General features: G+C 68.2%; 11 protein-coding genes. 6 read left to right on the top strand and 5 right to left on the bottom strand.

Translation table 11 applies throughout. The annotated features are described in order from the left end of the window. Nucleotides 1–149 precede the first annotated feature (149 nt). Nucleotides 150–1,016, top strand: coding sequence for a DUF2934 domain-containing protein (locus G6O54_RS34220; RefSeq protein ID WP_165234519.1), 867 nt, complete (start codon nucleotides 150–152; stop codon nucleotides 1,014–1,016). Between the two features lie 19 nt (nucleotides 1,017–1,035). Beyond that, nucleotides 1,036–2,070: a P-loop NTPase family protein gene (locus G6O54_RS34215; protein ID WP_165234516.1), complete on the top strand. Its 1,035-nt coding sequence runs from the start codon at nucleotides 1,036–1,038 to the stop codon at nucleotides 2,068–2,070. Nucleotides 2,071–2,096: 26 nt separating this feature from the next. Here G6O54_RS34215 and G6O54_RS34210 read toward each other — a convergent pair whose 3' ends face one another. Then, nucleotides 2,097–3,767, bottom strand: a complete 1,671-nt coding sequence (locus G6O54_RS34210) for a SpoIIE family protein phosphatase (RefSeq protein ID WP_165234514.1) — start codon at nucleotides 3,765–3,767, stop codon at nucleotides 2,097–2,099. 493 nt (nucleotides 3,768–4,260) lie between these two features. On the opposite strand from G6O54_RS34210, the gene G6O54_RS34205 reads away from it, so the two are divergent. After that, a complete protein-coding gene (locus G6O54_RS34205; RefSeq protein WP_165234510.1) occupies nucleotides 4,261–4,932 on the top strand; it encodes an RNA polymerase sigma factor in 672 nt (223 codons plus the stop codon). 20 nt (nucleotides 4,933–4,952) lie between these two features. On the opposite strand, the gene G6O54_RS34200 is transcribed toward G6O54_RS34205, so the two are convergent. From G6O54_RS34200 to nifJ, 3 genes are read right to left on the bottom strand one after another with little or no spacing between them, the layout of a single operon-like run. Next, nucleotides 4,953–5,744, bottom strand: coding sequence for a TrmH family RNA methyltransferase (locus G6O54_RS34200; RefSeq protein WP_165234507.1), 792 nt, complete (start codon nucleotides 5,742–5,744; stop codon nucleotides 4,953–4,955). A 40-nt stretch (nucleotides 5,745–5,784) separates the two neighbouring features. Then, complete coding sequence (locus G6O54_RS34195; RefSeq protein ID WP_165234504.1) at nucleotides 5,785–6,795, bottom strand: dihydroorotate dehydrogenase-like protein; 1,011 nt, start codon at nucleotides 6,793–6,795, stop codon at nucleotides 5,785–5,787. Continuing rightward, nucleotides 6,792–10,385, bottom strand: coding sequence for a pyruvate:ferredoxin (flavodoxin) oxidoreductase (gene nifJ / locus G6O54_RS34190; RefSeq protein ID WP_165234522.1), 3,594 nt, complete (start codon nucleotides 10,383–10,385; stop codon nucleotides 6,792–6,794). Before nifJ ends, G6O54_RS34195 begins: the two co-directional genes overlap by 4 nt. A 450-nt stretch (nucleotides 10,386–10,835) precedes the next feature. On the opposite strand from nifJ, the gene G6O54_RS38285 reads away from it, so the two are divergent. The 3 genes from G6O54_RS38285 to G6O54_RS34175 are packed head-to-tail and all read left to right on the top strand — an operon-like array spanning nucleotide 10,836 to nucleotide 17,151. Continuing rightward, nucleotides 10,836–13,703, top strand: a complete 2,868-nt coding sequence (locus tag G6O54_RS38285) for a fused MFS/spermidine synthase (protein ID WP_165234501.1) — start codon at nucleotides 10,836–10,838, stop codon at nucleotides 13,701–13,703. Between the two features lie 38 nt (nucleotides 13,704–13,741). Next, a complete protein-coding gene (locus G6O54_RS34180) occupies nucleotides 13,742–14,359 on the top strand; it encodes a TlpA family protein disulfide reductase (protein ID WP_165234498.1) in 618 nt (205 codons plus the stop codon). Between the two features lie 11 nt (nucleotides 14,360–14,370). Further along, a complete protein-coding gene (locus tag G6O54_RS34175) occupies nucleotides 14,371–17,151 on the top strand; it encodes a hypothetical protein (protein WP_165234495.1) in 2,781 nt (926 codons plus the stop codon). A gap of 45 nt (nucleotides 17,152–17,196) precedes the next feature. Here G6O54_RS34175 and G6O54_RS34170 read toward each other — a convergent pair whose 3' ends face one another. Continuing rightward, nucleotides 17,197–17,550, bottom strand: a complete 354-nt coding sequence (locus G6O54_RS34170; protein WP_165234492.1) for a hypothetical protein — start codon at nucleotides 17,548–17,550, stop codon at nucleotides 17,197–17,199. Nucleotides 17,551–18,290: the final 740 nt, after the last annotated feature.

Raw genomic sequence — 18,290 nt, 5'->3', positions numbered from 1 at the left:
TCACTTCGCCGAGAAGTGGTTTATCCGAGTCCCTCGCTTACCTTCGGGGGTTCTCGCAGGAGGCCGCCGTCCACTAAGATCGAGACGGGCGGCGAGCAATGCGACCGGCCGTCGCGTTTGTACTCGCCGATGAGCGAAGGACCGGGGCCATGGAACCGAGCGACCAACAGATTGAGAAACGGGCCTACGAGCGGTGGGAGCGGCGGGGGTGGCGTCATGGGGGGGACCTCGATGACTGGGTCGCCGCCCGGATGGACCTGTCCTTCGAGCTGAATTATCGGACCATCGTCGAGATCGAGCACGCCGAGATCCGACCGCAGCCCGCGGGCGCCGAACGTCGCCCGCGGTGCCGATTCTGCGAACAGTCCGCGCCCCGGGTGTCCTTCTCCTTCGTCCGGCCGATCCTCCCGGAGTTCCTCGGGTCGAGCTCGCCGACGACTCGGGAGATCTGCGATGGCTGCTACGAGGAATTCCAGGTCCCGCTCGACCGGGAGCTCGCCCTCTTCTGGTCATCGCTGGGTGAGCTTGTGGTCGAGGGGCACGGAGAGAACGGCCGGCGTCCGCCGTCCACGTTCCCGATCCCGGCTTACAAATGCTTGAGCCGCATCGCGCTGTCGATGATGCCGGAATCGGAGCTGCCGAGCTTCAACGACACGATCGAGTGGATCGTCAATCCGGACCACGAATTCGACGGCGGTTTGTTCGGGGGAGTGAGCTGCGTCCTCTATCGAACCCACGCCTCCGAGGATCAGCCGTGGGCGTCCCTGGCGCGGAGGTCGGACCGAGACGCGCCTTATCCTTACATGCTCTTCTTCCTCGGGCTCGGGCGGACGATCCTCCAGGCCTTCCTGCCGCTCTGCCCCCGTGACGAGGACCATGACGGCGAAGGACTGAGGCTACCCCGGAGGTCGTTCACCACGGGCTCGGCCGGCGACCTGTGCGCCGCCCAGTGCGTGGCCCTGCCGCTCGGCAACGAGATCGAACCGGTGCGAGGCCGGCGCCTCGGCGCCTCCTGACTCGACGAGAGGATCCCCCATGGCCGCGCCGCATCTGCACACGTCCGTCACCCGGATCTCGCCCCTCGATCGGTCGCCGGCCACGACCCGGCCGCTCGAACGGTCGCGATGGCGGACCGGGGACTACATCCTGGCCGAGGTCGAGACGCCCGGCGCGGCGAGCACCCGGCTGGAGCTCTGCAACGGGCGGATCGTGGAGGTCGATCGCGGCGAGCTGGTGGTGGGGACGCTGGGGAAGCGGGCCGCGACGCTGGATACCACGGGCGACTGGGAGGCGACTGGCGACGACGGGCGGATGCACGCCCTGACCGAGGGTGGGATCTTCGGCTTCTGCCAGATGCGTTCGGATCTGCTTAAGCCAAGGCTCCCCCTGCTCTACCGGGGGCACGTCTTCCTCGGCGGCGAGCCGGCCCGGATGTCCGAATTCGCGGTCCGCGGCCCGCTCCGGTTGTTGACGGTGCCCACCGTCCTTGTCATCGGCTCGACCATGTCGGCCGGCAAGACGACGACCGCGCGGGTGCTGATCCGGCTCCTCAAGCAGGCGGGCCTGCGCGTGGCGGGGGCCAAGCTGACCGGCGCCGGGCCGTACGGCGACCTGCTCGCCATGGCCGACGAAGGGGCCGATCACGTCTTCGACTTCGTGGACGCCGGGCTCCCGTCCACGGTCTGCCCGGCGGACGCCTACCGCGCGGCGATGATGCCGCTGCTGGGGCGGATCGACGAGCTCCGCCCCGACGTGGCGGTCGTCGAGACCGGTGCCTCTCCCCTTGAGCCCTACAACAGCGACACGGCCATCTCGCTCATCGAATCGAGCGTGAGGATGACGGTCCTCGCCACCTGCGACCCGTATGCGTCGCTCGGCGTGATGACGGCCTTCGGGATCCGGCCGGACCTGATCACGGGGCTGGCCGCGGGCACGACCGCGGGGATCAGCCTGATCGAGCGGCTGACGGGCGTCCCGACCCTCAATGTCCGCGACCATTCCGCCCATCCCCGGCTCAAGGCCATGCTCAGGGAGAAGCTCGGGCTCGAGGCACCGGCCGAGGTCGAATGAGGGCGGCCCGGCGCTTCGCGGCCCGGTCAGGCCGGGTTGCGGCCGAAGCTGACGATCGTGATGTCGTCGAACTGGGCACGACCCGAGGAATGATCCTGGACCTGCTGGAGGATCGAGTCGCCGAGGACGGCGGGCCCTCCCGAGGTGGATCGGATCAGCTCCCGGAGCCGCTTGTCGCCGAACCGCTCGTTCGCGGGGTTCATGGCGTCGGTGACGCCGTCGGTGACGAGGACGACGGAATCGCCCGGTGCGAGCGTCGTCTCCCAGGTCTCGTACGGCCCGTCGGGCGAGATGGCGAGCGGGAGGCCGGAGGCGTCCTTGCCCAGCTCCAGGACCTGGCCGTCGGGGCGGCGGAGGAGCGGGGCCGGGTGGCCGGCATTGGCCAGGCGGAGCGTGTGCGTCTCCACGTCCAGCATGATCAGCAGGAACGTGATGTACATGTCGAGGACGCCGTTCTCGGTGAGCTGCTGATTGAGCCGCGAGACCACCCAGGCCGGGTCGCCCTCCCCCTGGAGGAAGAGCCGGATCTCGGCGGAAAGCCGCGCGGTCAGGAGGGCCGCGGGGAGTCCCTTGCCCACCACGTCGCCGATCGCGATGGCCCACCGGCGGGGCGGCTGCTTGCGGTCGTCGTGCGGCCCATGGAGCGGGATGAAGCCGTAGTAGTCGCCGCCGACGTGGCGGGCCGGCTCGTAATGGTCCCAGAACTCGTACCCGGAGACGCTCTTGGGCCGCTCCGGGAGGAGGGCCTGCATGACCTCGCGGGCGTACTGGAGCTCCTGCTCGAGCTCGTGCTGCTTGATCAGGTCGTGGTGCAGCCTCGCGTTCTGGACCGCGACGCTGACCTGGCCGGCGACCGAGACCAGCAGGTCCAGGTCATCCTGCTCGAAGTGCTTTCGACCAAGGCGAGTATCGATCTGGATGACGCCGATCGGGTGCTGCTGGTGGTCCATCAGCGGCACGCACATCAGCGACGAGATGCGCCCCTGGCTGACGCTCTCGCTGTTCGGGAATTCGGAGGGCAAGTCCTTGCTGAGGATGGCCTTGCCGTCGTGCAGGACGCGCTGGAGGATCGACTTGCTGATCGTCGGGTTCCCCGGCGTTCCCGACCTCGTGCGGATGGCCTCCGGGGTGAGGATGCCCCGGGTCCGGTCTTCGAGGAGCACGAACCCGCGTTCGGCCGCGGGGAAGATCTCGAAGAGTGCGGCCAGCACCTTCTCGAGGACGGCGCCCAGCTCCAGGGTCGTACCCAGCGAATTGCCGATCCGTTGCAGGGCCCGGAGCTTCTGCTCCGGGTGGATTACGGCCTCGGACTGGTCGTCGCTCCGGGGCATGTCCAGGGTGGCGAAGACCGTGGAGGGCTCCGCGTCGTCGTCCTGGATCTGGACGAGGTTCGTCTTGTAATAGAGCTGGAGCTCGCCGATCTGGATCACGTTGCCATTCTTGAGAACGGCCGGCTGCGTCAGGCGGACGCCGTTGACGAGCGTCCCCCGGGTGCTGTTCAGGTCCTTGATGACATAGTCCGCCTCGCGGCGGACGATGGCCGCGTGTCGCCGGGAAACCGACTTCGGATCCAGGATCAGGTCGCAATCCGAGTTGCGACCGATCACCATCACGTCGCGGTCGATCTTGTAGAGGCGGCCGGCGCAGACACCGGTGAGGATCTGCAAGGTGGGAACAATGCTCTGATCGGTTGTCATCGCGAGATTCCCCGATTCCGGCTGGGCACCCCGGCCCCGCTGCGGGACGACTCGGTCAGGACCGGCCGCGGAAGTCACCACTCCCTTACATCAACCCTTCCAATCAGGATCCCACGAGGAGCCCCGCGGCGACGAGCCCAAATGACCGGGATTTCCGCGAGGGATGCATTGATAAGGCCGATAAACCTGGTCAGTTAAGCGTGTCCGGATATTCCCTTAAGCATGTCCGGGAATTCCCTGGTTTTTATTGGCATGACCGATCGGCCGCTGTTACGATCGGTACGCCTCATGATCATGGGCGTCGACGTGTCATCGCCCGGCTCATCTTGTTTTGATACGGAAGGTCGTCGCGATCCTTACCATTCCGATCGCGAGAGCACTGTGCCTGTAATCTCTGGTGGACGCCTCCGTAACGGATGATGGGTCCTCGGCCCGCCTGCCAGGGGGCGACCCAGCGTCTCGCGACCCGATCCTCTCACGCTTCGGGGGGCACATGAATTCCGACGGTTCGCTCACCCACGTCGTCTACGACCTCAGGTCCCCGAACGCCGCGCTCCGGGATGAAGCCGCCCGGATCATCTGGGAACGGTTCTCGCCCCGCCTCAAGGTCCTGGTCCGCCGCCATCTCGACAATCGGATCCTCCGCCGGGAGGACGAGCACGACATCCTCCAGAGCATGTTCGCCAGCTTCTTCAAGGGCCAGTACGAGGGCAAGACCGCGCCGGCCAGCCGCAAGGAGCTCTGGAAACTCCTCGTTCGGATCACGATGTGCAAGGTCGTGAACACGGCCAACCGTCACATGGCCGAGCGCCGCGACTTCCGGAAGGAACGCATGGACAGGCCGACCGCCCGGGATGACAGCCGCCTGCCCCACTGGCTCCTCGAGCACGTGGATCGCAACCAGCCCAGCCCGGAGGACCAGGTCGCCGTGGTCGAGGAGGTGACCAGGCTCCTGGACATGCTCCCCGAGGAGCAGCGGCGAATCGTCGTCTGGAAGCTCGAGGGCTTCACCAACGCCGAGATCGCCTCGATGATCGATCGGACGGTCCGGGCCGTGGAATTGAAGCTCCAGCTCATCCGCAAGCGGCTCGAGCAGGAGTCTCATCGGCTGGGCCTGCACCAGGGAAGCTCGCGGGGCGAGGCGACCGGCACGCTCCCGGATTGAGCGAATGCCACGCCGCCCGGTCAGCGGGCGGTCAGGTGGTAGAGCAGGATGCCCGCCGCAACGGCCACGTTCAGCGACCCGGCCCCCGGGCGCATCGGGATGGTGACGGATCGCTCGCAACGCCTCAGCCAGTCGGCCGCGACGCCCGAGTCCTCGTCGCCCAGGACCAGGCCCAGGCATGGCGGCCGAGGGCACCCGTCGAAGGCCTCCGCCGACGCGTCCGCCACGGCCCCCCAGAGCCTCAGGCCCCACTCGGCCGAGAGCCGATCCGCGGTCTCCTCGAGGCGGTCGTCGGTCAGGATCGGGAGCGAGAGGACGGAGCCCATGGAGACCCGGAGCACCCTCCGAGAGAGGGGCTCCGGGCAGCCCGGCCCGGCGAGGACGGCATCCAGGCCAAGGACGTCCCCGATCCGGGCGATCGCGCCGAGGTTCTCCGGATTGCTGATCCTGGGGCAGATCGCCACGGTCGCGCGCGGGCCGGCCGCCTGCAGGATCTCTCCCGCCGACGGCCAGGGGAGGCGCCTGCCGCAGGCGAGGACACCCCGATGGAACGGGAACCCGACGAGCTCGTGGATGAGACGGAAGGGGACGACGTAGAGCGGCACGTCCTCGGGAAGGCCGGCGCCCTGCGATGCGGCGAAGCGATCGGACGCCAGGATCGAGACCGTGGGGAAGCGGCTCTCGAGCAGGCGGTAAACCAGCTTGTCTCCCTCGACCACGAACTGGTCGAGTCCCCGCGTCGCGTTCGTCGCCTTGAGGCTCCGATAGACGGCGATGCGGGGATCGTCCAGGTCGTGGATCGGGACGAGCAAGGGCGCCACCTCGACTGTTTCGACCCGCCGAGGATCGCGTTCAGACCGCGAACTGCGACGAATAGGACCGGATGGCCTTCACGTAGTTGGCCCGCTCGAAGGCCGCCGGGTCGGGGCTGTTCCGCTGGCTCAGCGAGCCCTTCATCTGCTCGACCGACTCGTACTCCTTCTCGTCCAGCCAGGTCATCAGGCCCAGGAGGAGATCGGCGAGGAGGCCCGGGCCCTTCTTGAGGACGCCGGACGTCGTCATGGCGACGTCCGCGCCGGCGAGGATGAGCTTGATCACGTCGTCGGCGGAGTGGACGCCGGACGTCGCCGCCAGCGACTTCTCGAAGTAGGAGCGGAGGATCGCGATCCAGCGGAGCGGGAGCCGGAGCTCTTCGCTCTGGCTCAGGACCAGGTGCGGCTCCACGCGGAGCGTGTCGAGCTCGATGTCCGGCTGGAGGAACCGGTTGAACAGGACGAGGCCGTCGGCTCCGGACTGATAGAGCCGTTTGGCCATGTTGGGCAGCGAGCTGAAATAGGGCCCGATCTTGACGGCCAGCGGGATCGAAATCGCCGCCCGGACCGCCGCGACCAGTTCGAGGTATCGGGCTTCCACCTCCAGGGACGTCGTCTCCGGCTCCGTGGACAGGAAGTAGATATTCAGCTCCAGGGCGTCCGCCCCGGCGTCCTGGATCATCTTGCCGTACTGGACCCAGCCCCCGTTGGAGGTGCCGTTGAGGCTGCCGATCACGGGGATGGTGAGCGCCTGCTTGGCCTGGCGGACCAGGAGCAGGTAATTGTCCGGCCCGGTGTGATAGTTCTGCATCTCCGGCAGGTACGACTGCGCCTCGGCGAATCCCTCGTTATTGAAGTCGTAGAGGAGCGAGATTTCGACTTCCTCGCGGGTGATCTGCTCCTCGAAGAGCGAGGGGAGGACGACGGCCGAGGCCCCCGCCTCCTCCAGCTTCATGAGGGAGTCGACCCTCCCCGTCAGCGGGCCGGCGGAGGCGACCAGGGGATTCTTCAGGTCCAGGCCGAGATACTTGGTGCGAAGTCTGTGGCTCATCGGGGGAGCTCCTCAAAAGGGCTGACCGTCCGCTCGATGCCGGCCATCTGCTCGTAGAAGTGCCAGCGTTCGTTGATGTCCTTCTGGGCCATGTCGAGGAGACGCTCCGACTGCGAGGGGTTGGCTCGCGCGAGCATGGCGTACCGCCCTTCCTTGAGGGCGAACTCGCGGAACGACGTCGTGGGCTTGCGGCTGTCCAGGTGGAACGGCTTGTTGCCGTCGTGGGCCTCCCGGGGATCGTAGCGATAGAGGGGCCAGTAGCCCGAGGTGATCGCCTCTTTCTGATGGTTCATCGACGTCGTCATGTCGATGCCGTGGGCGATGCAGGTGCTGTAGGCGATGATCAGCGAGGTGCCGTGATAGGACTCGGCCTCGCGGAACGCCTTGAGGGTCTGGAGCGGGTTGGCACCCAGGGCCACGGTCGCCACGTAGACGTTGCCGTAGTCCACGGCCATCATCCCCAGGTCCTTCTTGCCGACGGCCTTGCCGCCGGAGGCGAACTTGGCGACCGCCGCGCGGGGCGTGGACTTGGAGGCCTGGCCGCCGGTGTTCGAATAGACCTCCGTGTCCAGCACCAGGATGTTCACGTCCCGCCCGCAGGCGAGCACGTGATCGAGGCCGCCGAAGCCGATGTCGTAGGCCCAGCCGTCGCCGCCGATGATCCAGACGCTGCGGCGGACCAGCCGGTCCGCCACGCCCTCCAGCAGCCGGGCGTCGGCCGAGCCGATCGCGGCGAGCTTGCGGGTGAGGGCCGCGACCCGGGCCCGCTGGGCCTCGATCTCGGACTCGTCCGCCTGGTGGGCGTCCAGCAGGCCCTTGACCAGGTCGTCGCCGAGCTCGCCGGAGAGGCGACGGACGAGCTCGCGTGCGTAGCCCTCCTGGGCGTCCACCGCCAGGCGGATGCCCAGGCCGAACTCGGCGTTGTCCTCGAAGAGCGAGTTGCACCAGGACGGCCCCTTCCCCTGCTTGTTCTGGGTGTACGGGGTCGTGGGCAGGTTGCCGCCGTAGATCGAGGAGCAGCCGGTGGCGTTGGCGATCAGGGTGCGGTCGCCGAAGAGCTGGCTCATCAGCTTCAGGTAGGGCGTCTCGCCGCAACCCGGGCAGGCCCCGGAGTATTCGAAGAGCGGCTGCAGGAGCTGGGATCCCTTGATGATGTCCGCCTTGACCTTCTGGCGATCGACCTCGGGGAGCGACTCGAAGAACTCGAAGTTGCTCCGCTCCACCTCCAGGTGGTCGAGCTTGTGCTCCATGTTGATGGCCTTGTGGCGGACCATCTCCTTGCTGCGGGCCGGGCAGACGTCCACGCAGACGCCGCAGCCGGTGCAATCGTCCGGGGCGACCTGGACGGTGAGGTGCTGGCCGGGATACTCCTTGCCCGTGTAGGGGCGGGACAGATAGGAGTCCGGCTTGCCGGCGAGCGACTCCGCCGGGAAGACCTTGGTCCTGATGGCGGCGTGGGGGCAGACGAGGGCGCAGAGGCCGCACTGGATGCAGATGTCCGGGTCCCAGATCGGGATCTGGACGGCGATGCTCCGCTTCTCATACTGGGCGGTCGCCGTGGGGAACGTGCCGTCGACCGGGAGGGCGCTGACGGGGAGCAGGTCCCCCTTGCCCTCGATCATGAGCGCCGTCACCCGCTGGACGAAGTCCGGGGCGTGGGCCGGCACGGCCGGCAGCCTGCGGATGTCGCCGCCGGGCTCCGCGGGGACCTTCACCTCGAAGAGCTCGCTGACGGACATGTCCACGCCGGCGTAGTTCTGCTGCAGGACGGTCTCGCCGCGCTTGCCGTAGGTCTTCTTGATCGTCCGCTTGATCTCCGCGATCGCCTCCTCGCGGGGGAGGACGCCGGAGATCGCGAAGAAGCAGGTCTGCATGATCGTGTTGATCCGCCGGCCCAGGCCCGCCTTCTCGGCCACCGCCTCGGCGTCCACCACGTAGAACTTCAGCTTCTTGTCGATGATCTGGCGCTGGGTCTCGATCGGGATCTTCGCCCAGACCTCATCCGGGCCGTACGGGCTGTTGAGCAGGAACGTCGCGCCGGGGTCCGCGAACTCCAGGACGTCCATCTTCTCCAGGAAATTGAACTGGTGGCAGGCGACGAAGTTGGCGTTGCGGCAGAGGTACGCGGAATCGATCGGCCGGGGGCTGAACCGGAGGTGAGAGACCGTGACCGAGCCGGACTTCTTGGAGTCGTAGACGAAGTAGCCCTGGGCGTAATAGGGCGTGTTCTCGCCGATGATCTTGACGGTGTTCTTGTTGGCGCCGACTGTGCCGTCGCTGCCGAGCCCGTAGAAGACGGCCCGGTGGGTGTCCGCCGGCTCGGTGCTGAACGCGGGGTCCCACTTCACGCTCAGGTGGGTGACGTCGTCCACGATCCCGACGGTGAAGTGCTTGCGCGGCGAGGGGGAGGCCACCTCGTCGAACGTCCCGGCGACCATCGCCGGCGTGAATTCCTTGGAGGAGAGGCCGTAGCGGCCGCCGAAGACCTTGGGCAGCGGCCCGCCGCCGGCCCGATCTTCCCAGCCTTCGGCGAGCGCGCCGAGGACGTCCAGATAGAGGGGCTCGCCGATGGCGCCGGGCTCCTTGGTGCGGTCGAGCGCGACGATCCGGCGGGTCGAGACGGGGAGCGCACCCAGGAACCCGGCGACGTCGAACGGGCGGTAGAGGCGGACCTTCACCAGCCCGAGCTTGCGGCCCTCGGCGTTGAGCTTGTCCACGGTCTCCGCGATCGCGCCGCAGGCGGAGCCCATGGCCACGATCACGTCCTCGGCGTCCGGGGCGCCGTGGTAGTCGAAGAGGTGATACCGGCGGCCGACCAGGCCGGCGAACTTGTCCATGGTCTCCTGGACGATCCGGGGCACGGCGAGGTAATACGGGTTGCACGCCTCGCGGGCCTGGAAGAAGACGTCGGGGTTCTGGGCCGTGCCCCGGAGGATGGGCCGCTCTGGGTTGAGGGCCCGCTCGCGGTGGGCGTTGACCAGGTCGTCGGGGACCATCGCGCGGAGGTCGTCCGGCGTGAGCTGCTCGATCTTGTTGACCTCGTGAGAGGTCCGGAAGCCGTCGAAGAAGTGGAGGAACGGGATCCGGGCTTTCAGGGTGGCCGCCTGGGAGATCAGGGCGAAATCGTGGACTTCCTGGACGGTGTTCGAGCAGAGCATGGCCCAGCCCGTCGCCCGCGCGGCCATGACGTCGCTCTGGTCGCCGAAGATCGAGAGGGCATGGGTGGCCAGCGCCCGGGCCGCGACGTGGAAGACCGCCGGGGTGAGCTCGCCGGCGATCTTGTACATGTTGGGGATCATCAGCAGCAGGCCCTGGGACGCCGTGAAGGTCGTCGTCAGGGCCCCCCCCTGGAGGGCTCCGTGGCAGGCGCCGGCCGCCCCGCCCTCGTGCTGCATCTCGATCACGGTCGGCACGACGCCGTAGATATTCTTCTGGCCGACGGCCGACCAGGCGTCCGCGAACTCGCCCATCGGCGAGCTCGGGGTGATCGGATAGATGGCGATCACCTCGTTGGTCTGATGGGCGACATAGGCCGCCGCCTCATTACCGTCCACCGTCACGAATTGCCGCTTCAAGACAGGCCTCCTCATGCGGATCCCGCCCGCCGGGCGGGGGGCGACGTCGAGCCCGTTGCGGGCCGCGCCGATGGGGCGCGGACGGGCGAGCGTGCGCCGTCGGCCGGGCATGGGGCCTCGGCCCGGCGGCACCCCCTGGGATCATCGGATTAAGCTTTTGTAATATGTTTAGTTCAGTCTTTTAAGAACCCCTCTCGCACCATCCGGCGTGCGTGCGAGGAGTCTCGGTCCGGCTCTGGAGTCCGGCGCTTCGCGAGCGGGCCTGAGATCCTTCCACTCTACCTGGCCCGGGGGTGAAGTCAATGACGAGGAGGGCGGCCGCGCGGCCGACGGGCGCGGGTAGGCGGTTGTGGCGGGCGGGGCCGGTGGGATATCGTGAGTCCTCTGCGTCCCCCTTGTGCAATCCCCCGGCACGGATGGCGAGTCGCCAAGCCCGGACTGGCGGTCGTGAGGAGTCTTTCTGGAATGGCTGGCGTCGCTGCCCGGTTGCTGCCCTATGCCCTGGCGTTCCTCAGCAGCCTTTGCATCATGATCCTGGAGCTGGTCTCCAGCCGCCTCGTCGCGCGGCATGTCGGGTCGTCGCTCACGGTCTGGACCAGCGTGATCGGCATCATCCTGGGCGGCATCTGCCTGGGGAACGTCCTGGGGGGCCGGCTCGCCGACAGGGTCGAGCCGCGGCGGGCCGTCGGCCCGCTGTTCGCGCTCGGGGCGATGCTGACGCTCTCCTGCTTGTGGATGAATGCCGTGGTGGACCGGATCATCCCGTCCCCCGACGCGATGAACTGGGAGCTGCGGACGATCCTGGTGGTCGTCCTCGACTTCCTCGTGCCGGCGACCGTGCTGGGGATGGTGGGCCCCGTGGTCGCCAAGATCGCGGTGGAGCAGGCCAGGCGGAGCGGCTCCGCGATCGGCGACGTCTACGTCTGCGGCGCCATCGGGTCGATCGTCGGCACCTTCGTGGCGGGCTTCTTCCTGATGTACATGGCCCCCACCTCGACGATCGTCCTGCTGGTGGCCGCGGCGCTCTGCGTGCTCGCCGCGTCGCTCTCGCGGAGCCCGCTCGGGATCGGCCTGGGCCTGGCCGCGGCGCTCCTGCTGGGACTGGGCTCGATAGGGCCCCTGGTCCGGGGGCTTGGGCTCGGCGGGATCGGCCTGGGTTCCTATGAGATGAACTACCTGGCCCTGGCCGGGAACCTCGTGGCCCTGGCCCTGGGCCTCCACGGCGTCGCCGGGCTGTTCGCGGCCAGGGACGGTACGCTCGCCACCTCGGGCGGGGATCAATGGGAGGTCGACGACAAGGAGCCCTCCTCGTCGCGGCCCTCGCTCCGGGACCTGGCCGCGCTCGCGTTCGTGGCGAGCCTGGCCTTCATGGCCCTCGAGATGGTGGCAGGCCGGCTCGTCGCCCGGCACCTCGGGTCGAGCATCTACGGCTGGACGAGCGTGATCGCCGTGCTCCTCGCGGGGCTGAGCCTGGGCAATTACCTGGGCGGGAGGATCGCGAACTTCGTCCGGGACGAGAAGCAGGCGAGTTGGCTCTTCCTGGTGCCCTCGGTCCTCACGCTCGGCATCCTGCTGATGGAATCACCCCCGGAATGGCTGACCCGGCTCCTGAGCATCCCCTCGCCCAAGAACATGCTCGGCAAGGCGATCTCCTGGAGCGAGCTCAGTCTCCCGTTCCTGCCGGCCATCCCCATGTCCTGGCAATACCGGCTGCTCCTGGTGACGACGATCGTCTTCTTCCTGCCGGCGGTCTCCATGGGGACCGTCAGCCCCGTGATGGCGAAGCTCGCCATCGACCGCCTCCGCCGGTTCAAGCGGACCGGCACGGCGATCGGCGAGGTCTACGCCTGGGGCATGGTCGGCAGCATCCTGGGCACCTTCCTGACCGGCTTCTACCTGATCGACATCCTCGGGACCAAGGGCGTCATCCTGATCATCGCCACGGTCATGGCGCTCGCGGCGACCGTCCTCGGAACCCTGAAGCATGCCTTCTGGGCGGGGGTCCCCCTGGGATGCTGCGCCCTGGCCTTCCTGCCGATCCCCGTCTTCCAGCGGATCGGGGTGGATTACGGCCTCCGCGAGCCCTCCGGGAATCCCTCCACGACGGAAGACCGGCTCGCCTGGATCGACGAGAGCAAGTACTACTACATCAAGGTGCTCAACGAGCCGGAGGACGGCCCCAACGGCGAGGAGGTCAACCTCCGGACTCTCGTGCTGGACAACCTGATCCACGGCTACTTCGTCCTCAACCATCCGGAGCGCCTGGACTACGATTACGAGCACATCTACGCCCTGGTGGCCTACCGGGCGGCGAAGGCCAGCGGCAAGATCACCGTGGCGGCGCCCCCCGCGGCGCCCGCGGCCAAGCCATCGGGCGGCGGCAAGGTCGCCGACCTCCCGAGCAAGGTCTTCTCCCAGGAGGGATCGCCCGGAAAGTCCGGCGGGACGCCGAGCCCCGCGCCGAAGTCGCCCCCCCTCCTGGGCGATCCCTCGGCCAGCGATCCCGTCCCGCCGATCCTGCCGAAGGTCGAGAAGTCGGACCTGAAGACGCTCTTCCTGGGCGGCGGCGCCTACACGTTCCAGCGGCACATGCAGCACGCCTATCCCGGCACCGCGGTGGACGTGGCCGAGATCGACACCGCCGTCTCGAACGCCAACTTCAACGCCACCGGCCTCCCGCGCGACACGAACATCCAGACCCACTGGGGCGATGCCCGCCAGTTCGTCGAGAAGAACCAGGGCCAGAAGCAGTACGACATCATCTTCGGCGACGCCTTCAACGACTTCTCCGTGCCGTGGCACCTGACCACCCGCGAGTTCAACGACAAGATCGCCAAGATGCTCAGCCCGACCGGCGTCTACATGATCAACATCATCGACGTCTACGAGTCGGATCAGATGGCCGACCTCAAGGCGGAGAAGCGGATCACCAAGGAGGAGGTCACGGATCCCGCGGCGAAGCAGCGGATCCGAGACCAGGAGCGGGCCCGGGCCCACCGCTACGGCGGGTTCCTCGGCGCCTGGACGAAGACGGCGCAGCAGTCGTTCCCCCACATCTACATCTTCGGCACCGACCGCAAGCCCGGTTCGGGACTCCGCGAGACCTTCGTGGTGGTCGCCTCTCGCCAGCCCCTGGACCTGGCGGAACTCGGCCTGCGGCCCGACGATCCGCAGTTCTTCCGCAAGGGTCGTCGGACCGAGCCGACGGTCTACGACCCGGAGACCGCGAAGATCATCGTCGAGGGGCGGTCGCGCGGGATCGTCCTGACCGACGACTACGCCCCCGTCGAGAACCTCCTCGCCCCCGTGGCCGAGACCCGAGGGGATGACTGAACGAGCGAGCCGGCGGTCCCGGCTCCGGGAGATCTTGCATGTCCGACCCGACCACCAAGCCCCGCCCCGACCGGACCTGGCTGATCATCGGCCTGGTCTTCGTGGCGTTCTGGGTGTTCTACCTGACGTTCTTCCTCCCGGGCCGTGGGCCGGAGCTGGCCGAGGCCGTCGTCGACCGGCCTGCCGACTTCAAGTGGTCGCTCCGCGACCTGGACGGGAAGCCCGTGGACCTGGCCTCATTCCGGGGCAGGACCGTCTTCCTGAACATCTGGGCGACGTGGTGCCCCCCCTGCGTGAGCGAGATGCCGTCCATCGCCGAGCTCGCCAGCCGCGACCGGATCAAGGAGCAGAACATCGCCTTCCTCTGCATTTCGGTGGATCGCGACATTGACAAGGTGCGCGATTTCGTCCGCGACAAGAAGTGGCCGATGACCATCCTCCACGCCACCGACATGCCCCCCTCCTACGAGACGGAGGCCATCCCCGCCACGTTCGTCATCTCGCCGGCCGGCCGGATCGTCGCCGCCGAGGTCGGCGCCAGCGACTGGGACCGGCCCGAGATCATCCAGTTCCTGCTCAAGACCGCGGCCACCCCGGCGGCGCCGGCCCCGCCACCGGCCGCCGAGACCCCCGCGCCGGGGGCCGGCGCGCGGTAGGGGGCCTTCTCATGCTCCGATTGCGACTCTGCCGGTCGGCCTGGCTGACGTGGGTCCTCGCGCTCGCGACCAGCGCCGCCCCGGGATCGGAGCTGAAGAACGAGCACTGGCTGGCAATTCCCACCGATCAAGGCCTCGGCGAGCTGCGTTGCGATCCCGGCGGCGGGGCGAGGTTCGGCGCTCCCCTGCTGCGACCCCCGGGGATCGCACTCGACGGTGCGAACGACATTCGGGCCTCGGTCGCCGGCCGCGAGCTCCGCCTCGATTTCTCGCCGTCCAGCCGCGCCGCATCGACCCGGCTGACCTGGACCGTCCCGTTCGTCCGCGAGGGGTTCTACGATGCCGATTCGCATCGGCTCTACGGCTCGGCCGATTCGCTCGAGTTCCGCCCCCATCGCGAGGTCTACCGCAAGTTCGTCGGCGGCTCCGGTCACGCCCGCTTCCTCGAGGAATTCAAGCGCGTCGAGCCCACACGGCCCTCGTCCTACGGGGCGTCGACGGTCATCGCCCCGATCGTCCTGGGCCCCTCGAACCGGCTCCTCCTGTGCGGCGACCCAGAGGGCGGTTTCGACCTCGACGTCCACTGGCCCGGTGCGGAGCGGCTCGAGTGCCTGGTCGCCGACGATCGGCTCACGTTCCGCGGGCCGATCACCGGTCGCTTGACCGTCCGGGTCGAGCCGAGCGGCCGGACGATGATCCCCGGCGATCCGTTCCGGTATCTCACCATGAAGTTCCTCCCCGACCGGACGTTGACGCAGTCGATCACAGGCAAGTCGGCCTCGCTCAACGCCCTGGTCGCCGACTACCTCCAGCAGGGGCTTCACTTCTACCCCGGCGTCATCACGGGGGGCGACTGGCTCAATGGCGCGATCACGACGCATCAGCTCGACGACCCCCGCTCGCCGGCCGTCCGCGACATTCGCCGCGCCCTGGTCGAGGCCGCGAATTTCGGCTACGACCGCTGCGGGCATTTCGGACTGATGTATGGCTGGGGAGACTCGCCCAACTACGGCGACGGCGGCTTCCTGGCACCCTCGATCGATGCTCGCCACCTCCACATCAACTGGGTCTTCATCTCCTCGTTCGCCCGTTCCGCCCTGATGACGCGCGACCGGTCCTTGCTGCGGGCCGTCCGTCGCCGCTGGCTGGCCCTCGACGACGGGCCGCCGATCCTGGGAGAGAAGGCGAACGTCCCCGACCCCGTCCTGATCAAGGGAGACTGGCGGCTCGACTTCGGCCTGCCGACGCAGCATCGCCTGGGGCAGACGTTCACGGCGAGGTCTAGATTCGGCAAGGTCCGCCTGGCGCTGGGCAACCGGGCCGACTCGGCGGCGAAGGTCGAGGTTCGCGTCCGGCGGGACGGCCCGGCGGGCGCGGAGCTCGCCGTCCTCCACGCCGGCATCCCCCCGCGGACGCCTCGCGCCGAGATCGAGGTATCCCTCCGCGAGCCCGCCTCTCCGGGCCGTTATCACGCCGAGCTGGCCGACGTCGAGAGCGGCCGGAAGTGGGACGGCGGCCTTTGCTGGTGGACCGATCCCGACGCCCCCGCGACCGACCCGGCCGATGCCGCCTGGAACGGACCATTCCAGGGCGATCGCTGGCAGATGCTCCGCCTCCTCTTCGATTATGGGTATCGCTGGTTCGGTCCCGAGCACGAGGGCGTCGCGGCCTTCCTGCCCCGTTCCGGCTGCGGCCTGAACAGGTCCGGTCGGACCGGGGATCCGATCGCTTGCGTCTCCTACTGGGAGCAATACGGCGGCGGCAAGGACCTGTGGTCGAGCCTCTGGTATCCGACCGCCTGCCATGCGATGGCCGAGCTGGCCCGCTTCCAGGGCCTGAACGCCGAGGCCGTCCGCTACGACGAGCTGCACCGCCTCGCCAACGAGTCCTTCCGCCGAACCTTCGGCCGGGAGATCGACGAGAACGGCTCGCGCCGGTTCCGGTATGTCGCGTGCGTGGACTGGGACGACGACGATCACGATTACGGTCACGCCCACTACAACCTCGAGGCGATCGAGCGGGGCATCGCGGACGAGGGATCGGCGCGGCGGATCCTGGACTGGCTCGATCACGGCGCAATCTCGCGCGATGGCGGCCGGACCTGGGGACCCGGGATCTACGATTTCTGGCAGATCGCCCCGCCGTTCCTCACCGTGAACAACACCGATTGGCAGGGACTGGGAGGGCAAACTGGCGGTTACCCCTTCGGCTCGGTCCTGGCCGCGGGAGGGACGCGACTTGGCACCGTGTACCCCGATCTGATCTCCCGCGCCCGAATTCAGGGAGCCGACGCCGCCTGGACCCGAACCCTGCAGGTCCTCGACCGCTACGCCCGCCCCGATCGCTTGACGGGCGGCCGGATCGTCCTCGACCCTGGAGGCCGTGGCCGCTGGCACTTCGGCCCCCCCAGCCTGGACCGTGCCGACATCGAGGGTTTCCGCGAGATCTTCCCCGACAATGGTGCCGCCGCCGTGGCCCTCCCCGTCGCCTTCCTTGGCCTCGAGCCGACGGCGGAGGGACTGCGGCTCTCGCCGCGCGTCCCTTCCTCGCTCGACGGCTTCGAGGTCGACGGCCTGGGCTACGGCGGGGCCGTCTGGAAGCTCGCCGTTGCGGCCCTTCGGCGAGCCGACGGCGATCCTCAACTCGGGGTGACCCTGAGTTCCTCCCACGGCCCGACCGACGGCTGGCAGGTGGAGGTCGGGAAGTCCAGGACGCCGATTCGGCACGGCCAGGGGGCTGTCGTCGTCGTACCGGCCGGAGGTCGGCTGACGCTGATACCGGGCGCCGGGTGATTGCGGTTCCAGGATCCGGGGGGACCGGGCTCCAGAGGGTGAACCTCAGGTCGACCTGGGCACGGTCTGCAGCGTGAGTCCGAGGCTCCCTCGAAGCGGAGCGAACCCTGCGAGCATGTTCGGCCCCAGCTCGAGCCTCGCCGCCCCCGACCAGCGGAGATTTCGGTAAGCGCCGGTCCCTTCTCGCACGGTCGCGGTCAGTCGCAGTCCCGAGCCGGTCGAGTTCCCGGTGAGTCCATCCCCGGACAGCGCGATGGTGACGCTACCGCGCCGATTGGTGAGCGTGATCGTCCCGGTGGGATCGGGTGTCCCCTGGATCAAGAACCCCCCCATGCGGAGCGACCCGGTCATCGAGACCTTGCCGAGGGTCTTCATCCTGCCGGAACCGGTTAACTCCATGGAAATGGGTTCGTCCGCGGGCCGGTTGTCATAGGGGGCGGAGTATATCCCTTTGATCCATCCCACGGTCGCTGCCCTGCTGGCGACAAACGGTGTGGCGTGCGTCACGCTCAGGACGACCTTCGGCTCCAGCCCGTCGACGCGCGGTCGAAATGTCCGAGTCTTGCGGCGAAACATCGAGATGCCCCAGGTAGTAACTCTCCGTGAGCCCCGGCCCGACACGGCAGGGACTTGACAAGAGTACTATCGTGGATGGGACCGGGGCGGCGACAGCGAACGTGTCTTTCCCGCCACGCGCCTGGGCCTTTTGAACGGCCCAGGACCGAGGGGTTCACTGAGAGCTCAACGCCGCGTACCCGAAGGTGATGGTGTGAGCCCCTGGACGGCGAAGGCGATGCCGCTCAGCGCCGTGCTCTGGAGGACTTCGATCACCTGCTGGAAGACGCGTAGGGCCAAGACCGTCTCCCGGCGTCAGGACACGGTGAACGACTGCTCGTAGGCGACGGTCAGCCCCAGCCTCGTGGCCGTGACGAACACGCGTCAGCACCTGCCCACCACGTACCCGTTCGACGGGTCGGCGGCGATCGCGTACTGGTAAAGTCCGGCGTCGGATCGGAATATCTCGGGACTTCCGATTTTCGGAACCCTGCTGGTCGTCGCGGCTGGTGTATTGGGAATTGGCGAACTGCCAACAGGCATAGTCGGGCTGATCGCCTTGGGCCTCGAGATTGGAGGATTTC

It is taken from the genome of Aquisphaera insulae, assembly GCF_011064615.1.
Classification (GTDB): domain Bacteria; phylum Planctomycetota; class Planctomycetia; order Isosphaerales; family Isosphaeraceae; genus Aquisphaera; species Aquisphaera insulae.
This window is presented reverse-complemented; position numbering and strand designations above follow the sequence as displayed.

Coding starts and splice junctions, on each gene's coding strand:
- nifJ (WP_165234522.1), bottom strand. CDS start 10,385: ATGAGGAGGCCTGTCTTGAAGCGGCAATTCGTGACGGTGGACGGTAAT.
- G6O54_RS34195 (WP_165234504.1), bottom strand. CDS start 6,795: ATGAGCCACAGACTTCGCACCAAGTATCTCGGCCTGGACCTGAAGAAT.
- G6O54_RS34175 (WP_165234495.1), top strand. CDS start 14,371: ATGCTCCGATTGCGACTCTGCCGGTCGGCCTGGCTGACGTGGGTCCTC.
- G6O54_RS34210 (WP_165234514.1), bottom strand. CDS start 3,767: ATGACAACCGATCAGAGCATTGTTCCCACCTTGCAGATCCTCACCGGT.
- G6O54_RS34180 (WP_165234498.1), top strand. CDS start 13,742: ATGTCCGACCCGACCACCAAGCCCCGCCCCGACCGGACCTGGCTGATC.
- G6O54_RS34170 (WP_165234492.1), bottom strand. CDS start 17,550: ATGGAGTTAACCGGTTCCGGCAGGATGAAGACCCTCGGCAAGGTCTCG.
- G6O54_RS38285 (WP_165234501.1), top strand. CDS start 10,836: ATGGCTGGCGTCGCTGCCCGGTTGCTGCCCTATGCCCTGGCGTTCCTC.
- G6O54_RS34220 (WP_165234519.1), top strand. CDS start 150: ATGGAACCGAGCGACCAACAGATTGAGAAACGGGCCTACGAGCGGTGG.
- G6O54_RS34205 (WP_165234510.1), top strand. CDS start 4,261: ATGAATTCCGACGGTTCGCTCACCCACGTCGTCTACGACCTCAGGTCC.
- G6O54_RS34215 (WP_165234516.1), top strand. CDS start 1,036: ATGGCCGCGCCGCATCTGCACACGTCCGTCACCCGGATCTCGCCCCTC.